Source organism: Schaalia meyeri, assembly GCF_900105015.1.
Taxonomy (GTDB): Bacteria; Actinomycetota; Actinomycetes; order Actinomycetales; family Actinomycetaceae; genus Pauljensenia; species Pauljensenia meyeri.
Window position 1 is genome coordinate 269413 of the sequence record NZ_FNLK01000012.1, and the last position, 13757, is coordinate 283169.

The following is a 13757-nucleotide window of genomic DNA, read 5'->3' on the forward strand; positions in this document are numbered from 1 at the left end:
TTGTTGCGCGCCGACCGTGCACGCGCACGTTTCGCGCTCGTGAGCGAGGGCGTTCGCCGCCTGCGCCGGGATCATTCCCCAGGCCGCAGAGGCCTCGACGGTCCTGTTCACTCGTCGCTTAAGGACCGTGCGGTCGAGCTTTTCTTTCCTCCCGTCGCCTTCGCGCTTGGCTTCTTCGCACCCGTTTTCTTGGTGGCGCCCTTTTTGGTGTTGGTGGTGCCCTTTTTGGTGGAACTCTTCTTGGCCGCGCTCTTCTTCGCGGTTTTCTTTTCCGCGCTACCCCCCTTTGCCGCGCTACCCCCCTTTGCCGTGCCCTTCTTCGCGGGGGCCTTCTTAGTGGGTGTTTTCTTAGCTGTGCCCTTGGCGGGTACAGACTGTGAAGAGGATGCCTTACCCGTCGCTTTCTTTGTCTTAGCAGCGCCCGCGGATTCGCCGCGTGCGCGGGTGACGGGAATGACCAGGGTTTCATCAAGCGCGGGCTGTTCCTCGATCGCGGGCTGTTCCTTGAGCGCGGGGAGGACCTGCGTGGACTCGGCATCAGGCGCGGGCACTCGAGGAGCTTCGACGGTTTCCATGACGGCGGTCGCATCGGCCTCCGGCTCAGCGTTCCGAGCCTGCGCGGCGCCCGCGAGATGTGCGGGATCGGGGACCTGCGCTGCGGCCTGTTCCGCCGTTTGGGCACCAGTTTGAGGATGATCCTCACGTTCGCCGTGTCCGGCGACGGGGATTTGGCTGGTCGCGGCGCCAGTGTTATCGGACTCGGGACCTGCCGGGGACGTAGGGGTCGCCGAGGGCGTGGGGGCTGCGGGGGGAGTCGAAACCGCCGAGGGCGTGGGCACCGCAGAGGGAGTCGGGACCGCAGAGGGAGTCGGGACCGCCGAGGGGAAGAAGTCCATGATGGACACGCGCTGGGGCGTCACTTTCGGCGTGGGACGCGTTTTGGTGTCCAGGCGTGCCTCTTCGGCGACGGCGTACCAGCCGGGATGGATGGCTGCGTCGCCGGCGTCTACAGTGTCGCCGGTGTCCCTGACGTTGGTCCTCGACGCCGCCATCTCCGCTGGGGTGGGCGCGGGCGGTGGCACGAGTGCGGGCGCCAGGGCCTGCACCGTGTCGGTCACGACAGGGCGCCCGGTGCGCTCGGGGGGCGGCACCTGGATGGGCTGCTTCGCGGAGGTTTTACGCGCAGGGATGGGAATGGTTTCCTGTTCGTCCTGCCTCGTCGTCTCCTGCAACCGGGCCGTGGCCGCCTTCTCATCTTCCTCACCCTCGGGAGCAACTGGATCGTGCTTACTCTCACGCTGGGGTTCGTCGGACTGCGCGGCGGCGGGGGGCGCGGGGACCGCGTCTGCTACTTCCTGCGCATCGGCGCTGCCCGCTGTTTCATGAGTTCCGGCGTCGCCCGCACCCACCTGGGTATCAGTATCACCCGCGCCCACAGGAACCGTCTCGGCGCCACCAGGGGCGGGAGTTTCCTCGTCCGCGGCATGAACTAAGGCGCCTTCGGTCACGGCTGACTCGTCGGTCGCGGGCTGGTCGCTTGCAGCCTGGTCGCTTGTAGCCTGATCGGTTGTGGACTGGTCCGTGAGGGACTCGCGCGCGGCAGCACCTTCGTTCGCATGTTCCGCCGTTTCCGGCGCGGAATCGTCTGTTTCCCGCACGGGATCGACGTTTTCCTGCGCGGGGTCGTTGATGTTCTCGCTGTCGCGCGGCTCCTCGTCACGCTCGGGCGTGGCGGCGTGTTCATCCGCTGTGGCCTCGGCGGTGTTCTCCGCGGCGTCGGGGGACTCGCCGCCCGTGGCCTCGCGGTCGCATTCGACGGGTTCGACGCCGACGGCGGCCAGGGCCGTCGTTACCTCGGGGTCCAGGGCGGCGGCGTGGCCGCGACGGGCTTCGCGACGGTCGCGGGCGCGGCGGGCCTCGGCCTCACGTTCGGCGTAAGCTTCCTCGCCGGGTCCTTCGAGGGCGGCGGCGCGTTCGTCGGCCTCTGCGGAGCCGGAGAAGAAACGCTCACCCCGTCCGACGAACGCAGCCGGCAGGATCTGGGTGCTCTGTGGGATGGTCTTGCCTGCCGCTTCAATGATCTTGCGCAGGGCGGACTTGGAAATGACCTGCGTTTCGTCCTGGGATGATCCGCCTTCCGCCAGTTCGCGCTGGCGATCGGCCATGGCGCGCCGACGCGCCCGCTTGGCCTTGCGGCGGGCGGCAACCATGCGTGCGGCGTGGGCGGCGTCTTTGGGCTGGCCGCTCCGACCGTCTCGCTGCTCGGCCGCCGCCGGCGCTAAAGAGGCCGCGCCGCCCGTGGCGGAATCAATGGAACCGCGCGCGCTGCCCGCGTGAGTGGTGGGATCACTCATCGCGGCCACGGCCTCGTTGGTGCCGGAGATACCGGCCAGTTCGGAGGCCAGGCGTGCGATGTGTTCGCGGCTGGTGTCGTGTTCAACCGTGACCGTTTGACGCGGTTCGATACGCTGGGCGGGTCGCGCCCACGGCTCTTCGGCGACGATCCACGCGATCAGCTGTTCGCGCAGGTAGGCGCGCAGGTCGGATAGGGCGCCGGAGTGTTTGGCAGAGACCAGGACTCGGACGGTCACCGTGTACTCGTCAGAGTCGGTGATCTGCACGCCCCAGGTGCGTCCGTCCCATAGGTCGGTTGCCGCCAAGAGGCTCTCGACCTTGGCGCGGATGAGGGTCATGGGCGCGGACCAGTCGAGTTTGAGTTCGACGGTGCCCAGCTGGGCGGCGGCGCGGCGCGTCCAGTTCTCAAAGGGCGTGGTGGTGAAATAGCGGCAGGGGGTGATGAGGCGGCGTTCGTCCCAGATGCGCACAACCACGTAGGAAAGCGTGATTTCTTCGACGGCACCGGTTTCGTGCTTATCACCGGCGACGACGACGTCACCCACGCGAATGGCGTCGGTGAACGCAAGCTGCAGGCCTGCGAACACGTTACCCAGAGTTTGCTGCGCGGCGAGGCCCGCGATGACGGAGAGCACGCCGGCGGAGGCCAGGACCGTCGTCATAGCCTGGCGTGCGGCCTCGAAGGTGCCGATGATGACGACCGCTCCGACGACCACGATGATGCATTGGATGAAGCGGCGCAGAATCTGCGCTTGTGTTTCGAAGCGGCGCGAGCGGCCCTTGTCGGCGGCCTGGCGGGCTTTCGCAGCATCTTCGAAGACCCAGGCGGCCGCGTACGCCATCCAGGTGAGGAAGGCGAGGCCCAGGATAAGCAGCGCGTGCATGAGGAACGTCGTGACCGACGTGCCCTCCCAGTCGGACAGGCCGGGGTTCACCAGCGCGAGCCCTTCTCCCACCCACGCGCCCCACGCGGCGAAAGTGAAGCGGGCGGGGTGGCGCACTCGTTTCAGGATTGACGAGGCCGCAGCGGACTTCGCGAGCGCCTTGCGTCCCAGGACGGAGAGGATAACAGAGGCGACGACGCCCAGGAAGGCGCCGACGATCGGGCCGAGGATCAGGAGGGTAACGTCTATGGTGGTGGCGACGGCTGTCTCGGTTCCGGACTGGGGGGTGTCGACCGCCCGCGTAAGGACGTTGGAGGCTTCCGCGAGGGCACCGAATGCTGGTGGCATAGTCATGCCTTCAAGGGTAGGTCTGCAACCTGGTGAATTCCTGGTAATACCGGGCAATTTCGACATCCACCACCAATGTGTTAGGGGTCACGTCGTCCCGTTTTGACGCGGGGGGCTCATTCTGCCTAAGCTGTCTCCCGTCTTCGGACGCCAGTTCGACGGCCAGACAGGCCCCCATCGTCTAGCGGCCTAGGACACCGCCCTTTCACGGCGGCGACACGGGTTCGAATCCCGTTGGGGGTACCAACCGGTCGCGGACGTGAATGAATAATTCAATAGGTCTTACCTGTTGTAAGGCCCCGTAGCGCAGTTGGTTAGCGCGCCGCCCTGTCACGGCGGAGGTCGCGGGTTCAAGTCCCGTCGGGGTCGCCGACCAGACCATTTCGGTTCGGGTCTTGGCTCTGTAGCTCAGTTGGTAGAGCGTTCGACTGAAAATCGAAAGGTCACCGGATCGACGCCGGTCGGAGCCACCAGTTAGCCCCGAAGCTCACGCTTCGGGGTTTTTATTGTGCCGAGAGCCCTTGTCTTGCCACGGGCTCCTTGTTTTGTTGAGGTCTTCTGTCACGCTCAGGGCGGGCCAGCCGCCGTCGCACGGGTGGGTCACAGTATGGGCGGGTATGACCTTTGATGCAGCGCCCCCGCGCCGCCCGCCAAGCCACCGGGCCACCGGGCCACCGGGCCACCGACACCGTCCTCGGATGGGGAGATCCAATTTACTGGAACGAACTCCACCACACCACTCCCCACCCCAACACCCGGGGCTAATCCCCGACCAACACGTTTTGTCCTACAACCCCGTTTATGTCCCATAACCTAAAAATCTGCAGGTTCAAGAATTTGCGCCGGCGACACACGGACGTTTTCCCCGCTCACGCGGGGAAAACGTCCTTCTTGTCGGTGATCCCTAGGCCGAGGCCGGCTCATCCCCGCCCCTCCTCGTACTCGTCTTGCTCGCCGTCGCCACGCGCGGAGTCCTTGTCGGTGTTGTAAATGTAGGCCCCGTCAAGACGCTCGATTATGTCGGCGACGCGGTCTAGGTGGGCGGCAAGCTCGTTGATCTCATGGGCGATGAAGCCAAAGCCGTCGCAGTCACCGAGGAGCTTCTGGTCGACGGTAACGATGACGTGCCGGAGGGCCTTGGAAAGCGGGAAGAGGTTAACGCAAACCTCCCAGATGTCGTTCCATTCGCCCTCACGGATCGTCAAGATGGTGACGTCCCACAGCTGATCGTCGTCGACATCCGTAAAACGGAAGCCAATGTCACGAACCTTCCTGGTCCATTCGCAGATACAGAGATAACACATCCCAGAGATCACCTCTTTGCGATACTCGCTTCCGACGCTGGTGATGTGCGCGCGGATCGTCACCCTAGCCCCATCTACTATCATTTCTCCTATCGTTTCCTTGCCGCGAGCGAACCAAGTGGCTTAGCCACACAGGAACACGCATTGCAGCCTCGAAACTGACACCGCGAACACATATTCTCCCGGACGACCACGATCAGAGAAGCCAAACTACGTCAATTCCTCACGGAAGCCCCTCTTGCGAGCACGTTTGACGATAAGAGGCCTTGACAACTATCTCTTCGGGTTTGGACCAATGATTCGCCAATCGCTGCCTGTCAGCACATCTAAGCTCAAATGTTTGGAATAACCCCAGCCCATTGACATACTGTGCCTGATCGCCCCATTGTCGGAGCTAAACGAGAGTTCAATCACCAATCCCCTTTGATATACTGAAAATGATTTGGCGGGCATGTGGGCATGGCTGGGAATCAATCACCAATCCCCTTTGATATACTGGGTTATACGCGATAAGCGATGCGACGGTGCTGGGAATCAATCACCAATCCGGCTCTTCATAATTGAGGGTGTGGGGGTGGTATGCGGGGTTCGGTGTGTCGTGGCCGGGTAGGGGTCGAGGTCTTCCGATGATGGGGGTTCCTACACCGTCCATCCGAAAGACCTCGACATGTCCAATGCTACCTTTGGTCGCCCTGACCTGAGCGCCTTCACGGGCCTGGATGACCTAGGACTGGAAGTGATGGGTCAGCGTGTAGGAGGCGATCGGACCGTCTTGGCCTGCAAGGTAGTGGGTGAGGATCGGTGGTGCCGACAGTGTGGGGGCGAGGGCGTCGTACGCGACACGGTGATCAGGCGCTTGGCTCACGTACCCTACGGGTGGCACCCCACCATGTTGCACGTGAGCGTGCGCCGCTACCGCTGCCAGACGTGTGCTCACGTGTGGCGTCAAAACATGAGTGCAGCAGCCGATCCGCGCGCGAAGCTCTCGCGCGCAGCGGTGCGCTGGGCGCTGGTGGGCCTGGTGGTCCACCATCTGACGGTGGCGCGCATCGCCGACGTATTGGCCGTGTCATGGAACACTGCCAATACCGCGATCTTAGGTGAAGGCCAGCGCATACTCATCGATGATCCTGATCGTTTCGAGGGAGTGTGCGTCATCGGTGTTGATGAGCACGTGTGGCGCCACACCCCTTACGGCGACAAATACGTCACCGTCATCTTGGACTTGACTCCTATACGAGACCGTCGTGGTCCCTCCCGGCTCCTGGATATGGTCCCAGGCCGCTCCAAGCAGGTCTTCAAAACCTGGCTCTCTTCCCAGCCCGACACGTGGCGCGAGAACATCGAGGTCGTAGCGATGGATGGATTCACCGGGTTCAAAAGCGCAGCCGCTGAAGAACTCTCAGACGCAACCGCGGTCATGGACCCCTTCCACGTCGTACACCTTGCCGGTGATGCTCTCGATGAGTGTCGCAGGCGCATCCAGCAAGAACTCCACCACCGGCGTGGGCGTGCCACCGATCCCCTGTACAAGGCCCGCAGAATGTTACACACCAGATCCTGCCTGCTCACCCCGCGCCAACAACACCGGATCCTCGACCTGTTCGCCAGCGATTGCCACGTCGCCCTCGAAGTCACCTGGAGCGTCTACCAGAGTATTATCGACGCCTACCGCGATCCCAATAAAATCCGCGGTAAGGCCCTGATGCAAGCCGAAATAGACCGTCTCAGCAACGCGGGTGTCCCTCGCTCCCTCACGGAGATCATCACACTGGGAAGAACGCTCAAACGCCGATCCCGGGACATCCTGGCTTACTTCGATCATCCACACACCAGCAACGGTCCTACCGAAGCGATCAACGGACGTCTCGAACACCTACGCGGATCCGCACTCGGGTTCCGAAACCTCACCAACTACATCACCCGCTGCCTCCTCGAAACAGGAGGATTCAGACCCCAACTACACCCTCAATTATGAAGAGCCACCAATCCCCTTTGATATACTGGCGGGCAGGAATGGGCGCGGGAAACACGGCTGGGAATCAATCACCAATCCCCTTTGATATACTGGATGCCCGCATCGATCGCGGTCTTGTGGGCTGGGAATCAATCACCAATCCCCTTTGATATACTGCCGCGCCGCACTGGGTGCACGAGCCGACGCTGGGAATCAATCACCAATCCCCTTTGATATACTGTCGGCGTGGCAATGGATGTGAACTCGATGCTGGGAATCAATCACCAATCCCCTTTGATATACTGTCAAAGGAACCATCCGCGCGGCCGGCACGCTGGGAATCAATCACCAATCCCCTTTGATATACTGGTCCTGGCCGCGCACGGCGACCTCGCTCAGCTGGGAATCAATCACCAATCCCCTTTGATATACTGCGTCATGACTGACTTGCACTGGATTCCTGCTGGGAATCAATCACCAATCCCCTTTGATATACTGGGGGGCCGCCCATGAGTGACATCCTCCGGCTGGGAATCAATCACCAATCCCCTTTGATATACTGCCATCCGCTTCTACCTTGCCGCAACCATGCTGGGAATCAATCACCAATCCCCTTTGATATACTGGGTTGCCGGTGTACTCGACGCCGGCGAGGCTGGGAATCAATCACCAATCCCCTTTGATATACTGCCTACATGGTCACGATGGACGAGATTTGGCTGGGAATCAATCACCAATCCCCTTTGATATACTGATACCTGAGATTGATTCATGCCAAGCGCGCTGGGAATCAATCACCAATCCCCTTTGATATACTGGAAGAACATGTACACGGCGCAGACCGGAGCTGGGAATCAATCACCAATCCCCTTTGATATACTGGCGGTGCGGACGCTGGTACCAAGACAAGGCTGGGAATCAATCACCAATCCCCTTTGATATACTGAGGCGTCTTCGACGGCGCTGGCCTGGTCGCTGGGAATCAATCACCAATCCCCTTTGATATACTGTAATCGAATGTATCGACAAAAAAGAGGGGCTGGGAATCAATCACCAATCCCCTTTGATATACTGCTGACCCTCAACGACCGCGAATTCACGAGCTGGGAATCAATCACCAATCCCCTTTGATATACTGGCTGCGAGTCCACGACGGTGGCGAACGTGCTGGGAATCAATCACCAATCCCCTTTGATATACTGTGAGCCAGCTTCAGGTTACTCATGGTCGGCTGGGAATCAATCACCAATCCCCTTTGATATACTGCCTTCGGAGCTATGGTGAGCGCCGCAACGCTGGGAATCAATCACCAATCCCCTTTGATATACTGCGCCTACTACGATGGACACCGCGTCTTCGCTGGGAATCAATCACCAATCCCCTTTGATATACTGCCGAAGCGCTGCGTGAGCGCGGCGTCCCGCTGGGAATCAATCACCAATCCCCTTTGATATACTGCTTCGACAGCCCACGATTCGCACCACGAGCTGGGAATCAATCACCAATCCCCTTTGATATACTGCACCGCGCCGAAGATCGCCGCCGGGTCCGCTGGGAATCAATCACCAATCCCCTTTGATATACTGCACGATGTGGGGACAACGAAGACCGGCCGCTGGGAATCAATCACCAATCCCCTTTGATATACTGCGCCCTCGATCGCCCACAGCACGCCGATGCTGGGAATCAATCACCAATCCCCTTTGATATACTGTAGGCTGATCGTGCCCGCGAGCGCGATCGCTGGGAATCAATCACCAATCCCCTTTGATATACTGAGCACTCAGTGCGAGGGCCACTAGCCCGGCTGGGAATCAATCACCAATCCCCTTTGATATACTGCGGCTCAGGCAGCATGCCCTTGAGCAGGGCTGGGAATCAATCACCAATCCCCTTTGATATACTGCGTGGAAGAGCATGGGCCGCGACTTGCCGCTGGGAATCAATCACCAATCCCCTTTGATATACTGCAGACCCCGAACACTCGCTCGCCCGGTCGCTGGGAATCAATCACCAATCCCCTTTGATATACTGTTCCATGCATGATGGGTCCTATCAAGGCGCTGGGAATCAATCACCAATCCCCTTTGATATACTGATCCGCGATCACCCGATCGGGCGTCGTCGCTGGGAATCAATCACCAATCCCCTTTGATATACTGAGATCCCCTGGTTTTCCGCAGGATCCTGCGGAAAACCAGGGGATCTCAGTCAGAAAATCATGAGCTGCTCGGGGCTTCCAGCTTCCTTCCGGGGCTTCGCGTTCTCAAAACGAAGCCCCGTGGCCCACTGCCGGTCCGTTAAAGCCAATACTCGCACCTGGCCCCCCTCCGGTAGGTGAGTCTTGATCGCACGCAGCGTCGCATGGTCCTGCCCACCGGTCGGCCAATACTTCACGTACACACTGAACTGGACCATACAAAAACCCCAATCCAGCAAATCATGACGGAACCTAGTTGCCTCGCGTCGCTGCCGCTTCGTCTCCACCGGAAGATCGAACATCACCAAGCACCACATTGCGTCATCCGCCATCTCACTCACCCACACCTACCGCCGAGGGCCCCTGCCACGACACCACACGCAGACGATCCACGTCCCCCTCCACGTACCGTCCAAACGACTGCGCCAGAGACTCAGCCACAGCAGGAATCCCATGTCCTTCCGCGTCAAAGCGCTGCGACGCTGCCGCTACCAGAAGCCGTTTCACCTCGCGATCCGACGGGGAAGCCGTGGACGGAAGCTGCAGGGCGACCTCATCGATTGCTGGCCTAAAAGGTTCGATCAGATCGTCCGCCAACGCAAATGCGTTACCCCGCCCCTTGTGGAAAACACCGAGTGCGGGTGCAAGACCAGCAGCCAGTACAGCTCTCATCAGGTGCCCACGCAGCACCGAGTATCCATAATCCAGGCACGCGTTTGCGCCAATCAGCTGACCCGCTGCAGGCTGACGCCCAACTCCCCGACCAAGAGTGCGCGACCAATACAGGCGAGCCGCCTTGGCCTCGACATTGCCGGGATCACCCGAACGAACCTGATCTGCTAACGCCAGTAGTTCACCGCCACCTCGAATCTTCAGATTTGCCAGAACACTCGCCTGTCCCTCAATCTTCGCTCTGATGAGGCGTGCCCACGCGTTTTTCTTTCGCGGCAACGACACCTCCGCCTGTGCCCGGTGGCGGGCTGCTACCCGCCCGTGATCGGACCACGAGTAGCAGCCGCCCTCCGGGATCCCCCTCCAATCACAGAAGAGCACAGCGATGTCAGCCTCTGACAAGCGATGTAGCACGGCAGCACTCAGCCCCACCCGCATTCCAATAAGGACGACAGCAACCTCAGCGACAGGCACGACCGTCGGCGACCCTTCATCAGGACAAACCTCCACACCACCTCGCACGGATCGAAGTTCTCCCTCAAAGCCACACAGGTCAATGACGCGCCACTGCTCGGCCATGCCAGATCACTCCAAAATAGTTGTAACTGGGAGTGAGGAACTTGGTCGATGACGCTCCTCGCCCAAGCAATTTCGCCTCACAACGTAAACACCGCCCGCCCCGAAAAGAACGTTAACTGCAGGAAGCCAGCCGGGCGTGTCAACAGTCTTGATTATTGCTTCCGTCGTTGCCTCAACTCCAAGTCGCGCGGCTTGTTTTTCATCAACGAACCCTTCTTTCGAGAGACATAGCGGTTTAATCCGTAGCCTTGACGGGGTCTTGAAGCCCGCTACTCTCCAGCTCGTCGTCTCCGGATACCGAGCCAATACATCACCGACGAACCCACCTGTGTATTTGCTGGTATCGATCCGGAGTTCATCTCCCTCAACCAACCATCCGATCTGAGTCGCCGTCCCTTCCGCGAGCGCCTTGCGAATCTTCGGTTCTGCGGTCCGCATGGAGATGGTTGATGGCTTTAGCGGAGTTGTGAAAAGATCCTGGCTCTTCAAACGCAACAAATCAACCTGGAAAACCCGGACCATCGCATACGTAGCCTTCTTTCCATCGATTCGATAGATTCGTGCGTGGTGAATCGCGCTACCGAGCTCCGCGTAACCGCCCCGAACCTTCAGACAGGCTGCGGAAGAACCAAAAAAGTTCAACAAATCGGTCGGAGCAACACGGGTTCCATTCACCGAAATCACGCGGTGCGGATCCTCTGGTAGCCCCTTTTGGGGATCAAAGTCGGGACAGCGGGTAAGCGCTGTCCACAGGGCCGGCGTCTCAGCCCTGTCGATCAGTTCGACGGGCAGTGCAGATCCGAGAGGATACTGTTCACCGCACACCTTTGTGGGGATCTGCTCACCTTCTGGGGTCCTGGAAGGGCAGAAAGAATGGACCGTCGCGTCATGAACAACACTCGAGCCGACGCGCAGGCGAATGTTCTCCACAAATGGAATCGCATTTTCGCTCAACATGATGTTGAATAGCTCAACTGCGCGCAGCATCGACTCCCGCCAGGCTTCGAAGCGCTGCGTTGCTTCTCCGGGCTTCCCACAGAAGTTCTTCCACGTTTCTTCGCGCCCCGTCAGGCGCTGCGCATCACGCATATTCAGCCGCAGTGCCAGCGTTCGCGACACCGATGGGTTCATCAGCGCGATCACCAGGGCGTCCATGGCGTGATGACGCCGATCAAAGCGCGTTTTACCACGCCCGCCGATGAGGTTCACACGGTTCTCAAACCCCGAGGCCTTCCTCGCCTCGGCCGTCAGCTGACCACGGTACACACCCACGCTGGGCACGGTTGATTCATTCCGTTTGCGATAGTGTCCCTCGATACGCGTCCGCAGCTCGACCGCCATCCAGGCAACCGACTCCATCGAACGCCCGTCAAACTCCTCGTCGAGCTTAGTGGACTTGAGGCGCGCCGAAACCTCACGCTTCAACTGCTTCAACTGCTTCGAAGACATGCCGCTCTCTTGCTTCCACATCCTGACACGCTCGAGAGCCCCCTTCAGGGAAACCCCCTCATTTGTGTCCTCAGACGAGGCCCATACCGCAAAAGGGATCGCACCCTTCTTGTGGTTGCACGTTCGGCACACTGCGGCCAGGTTAGAGCGGTCATTCGTTGACGACCCATCAGCACGAGGAACAATATGATCCATTTCAGCCGTCTCATAGGTGATCATGGTGCCGCAATACAGACACTGACAATCCTGCCTCTGGAGTGCAAAATAGCGGATATTATCGGAACGACGGGTCTTCCCTGAAATGCCGAGCTGCGCCGTCATTTCGGCAACCGCTGCCGCGTTAGCCTTCCGACGACGCTCATTAGCCCGCATCAGCTCACGAGCAACTCTTTCCGAGCCCAGTCCATCACGCGCATGCTCGATATTGATGACCGTCGGCTCGCCCCAGCGATCCGTGGCTGCGTGGAGCCAACGACTCACCTGCTTCAGCACGCGGTCGACCGCAGGATTACCCGTCGGCGCTCCGATCTCTTCGACAGGAGGCCTCCAGTCGTTCCCACCGGGGAACTCCAGACAACGCGCTGTGTGTAGATCAACGCCCTCAGTCAACATCCTTTCTGTCAACCGCCGCAGGCTATCCAGCGAATATGCCGCCCGCCCCTGCGGCAGCGCGATCTTCTCGAATTCGAGCTGGTCTTGCTCGGAGGCCCGCTCAAACAGCTCCGCAGCCTCATCGTTGACGTCGGTCGTATCCTCAGACCCTCCGGAGTTCGAGAACGCGTCCACCACGTACCCGCGTTGCTCCTCGTCTGCTTCCTTCCACCATTCCTTGAGCCACTTGACCTTGCATGCCATGATCTTCTCAGTGGTGACATCGGTCGGAGGCCTGCGCAACACGGGCGAGTTATCGAACGAAGCCTTTGCCGTACCCCGCAGATCTGCGCGCTCAATGCCCAGGTTATCCGCCAGGTCCTGCCACGTAATCTCCTGCTTTAGGCCTGCGACCATCAGGTAGTCGGTAAGCCCTTGGAGTTCGTCAGGAGTCAGAGGGCGTTCCACACGCCCCTCACGGATACGCAGGTTCGCCAGCACGCTAACGATGCGGAACTTTTGGAACGCCGGGTGCGCCTTTTCAGCGCGCACGTGCCCGCTTTGCCCGGGCAGCTCGTCATATCCAACCAAGCCCCGTTCCTTCGCGCTCCCCTTCGGAGACTTCGCCTCGAAAACGGCACAGATCAGTCGATCCCGATCATCGGGCGATATCTTTTGGATGTCGCAGATACGGCGAATCTCTGCTGCGTTATCTGATTGGTGGAGCTTCCCCGCAAGAATTCCCTTCGGTCCCCTAAGTTTGGGGGTACCCGCCTTTGCGGCGTAATCCGGGTGCGCCAGATACGCATCCACCAGCTGCCCGGGAGCCGTGTCGGCGGCAAAGTTCCTGCCGAGAGCGGTGCTGATGCGCTCGTTCAATCCCATGAGGAAATCACTCGGTTCGGTGGGCTGAAGCAAGGTCCGCACATTCGCGTAAGGATTACGCCAACCGCGGTGTCGGGCGATGTGGCGCAACGCGATCGATAATGCCTTCTGCCTCTCCTCATCGTCCGCCACATAGCCCTCTAGCAACCGCGCACGGACATGCCACGGCTCGAGAGGATCCTTAAACCGTGATAGATCGAGGATCGGCCAACCAAACTCCTTAGCCAAAACCCGATCCAGGTTAGACAGGCGTTGACGCCTGGTGAGGTAGAGCCGACGCGTCCGGCGGGCGACCCCCGCAGTAAGCTTGCGGCTCTTCGCAGCCTTGTTCTCGTTTGGATCAACGCCAGCGTCGTGGATGAAAACCATTGAATTTAGGAGCCTCACCGGCTGATCGCGCTGGTCGACTTCGACCGCGCAGAAACCGATGGAGCGAAGGCCGACATCAATACCGACGCGGTAGCGGATACCCCGGATGTTTTCTGAAGAAGCACTCATAAGCTAATAGTGGCACAACCCACACACGTTTGGGT

The 13757-nt window shown here is 60.2% G+C and carries 6 protein-coding genes, 3 tRNA genes and 1 CRISPR repeat array; of the genes, 4 read left to right on the forward strand and 5 right to left on the reverse strand.

The genetic code is table 11. The features are described from left to right. Positions 1-107: 107 nt before the first annotated feature. Entirely contained in the window at positions 108-3593 is a 3486-nt protein-coding gene (locus BLT68_RS06650) for a mechanosensitive ion channel family protein (protein ID WP_074633345.1), read from the reverse strand. A gap of 164 nt (positions 3594-3757) precedes the next feature. Here BLT68_RS06650 and BLT68_RS06655 point away from each other — a divergent pair. The 3 genes from BLT68_RS06655 (at position 3758) to BLT68_RS06665 (ending at position 4060) form a co-directional block, all read left to right on the forward strand. Continuing rightward, a tRNA-Glu gene (locus tag BLT68_RS06655) sits at positions 3758-3833 on the forward strand. Positions 3834-3882: 49 nt separating this feature from the next. After that, positions 3883-3956, forward strand: a tRNA-Asp gene (locus BLT68_RS06660). 28 nt (positions 3957-3984) lie between these two features. Then, a tRNA-Phe gene (locus BLT68_RS06665) sits at positions 3985-4060 on the forward strand. A gap of 447 nt (positions 4061-4507) precedes the next feature. Here BLT68_RS06665 and BLT68_RS06670 read toward each other — a convergent pair. Then, positions 4508-4975: a hypothetical protein gene (locus BLT68_RS06670; protein ID WP_074633347.1), complete on the reverse strand. Its 468-nt coding sequence runs from the start codon at positions 4973-4975 to the stop codon at positions 4508-4510. Between the two features lie 583 nt (positions 4976-5558). On the opposite strand from BLT68_RS06670, the gene BLT68_RS09130 reads away from it, so the two are divergent. Further along, positions 5559-6869 (forward strand): ISL3 family transposase, encoded by a 1311-nt coding sequence (locus BLT68_RS09130; protein ID WP_074633069.1) that lies wholly within the window; start codon positions 5559-5561, stop codon positions 6867-6869. 56 nt (positions 6870-6925) lie between these two features. After that, positions 6926-9010: direct repeats of the CRISPR family, unit length 36 nt; unit sequence GCTGGGAATCAATCACCAATCCCCTTTGATATACTG. Positions 9011-9059: 49 nt separating this feature from the next. Here BLT68_RS09130 and cas2 read toward each other — a convergent pair. The 3 genes from cas2 to cas9 are packed head-to-tail and all read right to left on the reverse strand — an operon-like array spanning position 9060 to position 13722. Next, a complete protein-coding gene (gene cas2, locus BLT68_RS06680) occupies positions 9060-9380 on the reverse strand; it encodes a CRISPR-associated endonuclease Cas2 (protein WP_050695653.1) in 321 nt (106 codons plus the stop codon). A 1-nt stretch (position 9381) separates the two neighbouring features. Next, entirely contained in the window at positions 9382-10299 is a 918-nt protein-coding gene (cas1, locus tag BLT68_RS06685; RefSeq protein WP_074633348.1) for a type II CRISPR-associated endonuclease Cas1, read from the reverse strand. 6 nt (positions 10300-10305) lie between these two features. Next, on the reverse strand, positions 10306-13722 hold the full coding sequence (cas9, locus tag BLT68_RS06690; RefSeq protein ID WP_050695651.1) for a type II CRISPR RNA-guided endonuclease Cas9: 3417 nt from the start codon (positions 13720-13722) through the stop codon (positions 10306-10308). Positions 13723-13757: the final 35 nt, after the last annotated feature.

What these genes read in the sequence shown, in the direction of transcription:
- BLT68_RS06650 (WP_074633345.1), bottom strand. Translation starts at nt 3,593, where the DNA reads ATGACTATGCCACCAGCATTCGGTGCCCTCGCGGAAGCCTCCAACGTC.
- BLT68_RS06670 (WP_074633347.1), bottom strand. Translation starts at nt 4,975, where the DNA reads ATGATAGTAGATGGGGCTAGGGTGACGATCCGCGCGCACATCACCAGC.
- BLT68_RS09130 (WP_074633069.1), top strand. Translation starts at nt 5,559, where the DNA reads ATGTCCAATGCTACCTTTGGTCGCCCTGACCTGAGCGCCTTCACGGGC.
- cas2 (WP_050695653.1), bottom strand. Translation starts at nt 9,380, where the DNA reads ATGGCGGATGACGCAATGTGGTGCTTGGTGATGTTCGATCTTCCGGTG.
- cas1 (WP_074633348.1), bottom strand. Translation starts at nt 10,299, where the DNA reads ATGGCCGAGCAGTGGCGCGTCATTGACCTGTGTGGCTTTGAGGGAGAA.
- cas9 (WP_050695651.1), bottom strand. Translation starts at nt 13,722, where the DNA reads ATGAGTGCTTCTTCAGAAAACATCCGGGGTATCCGCTACCGCGTCGGT.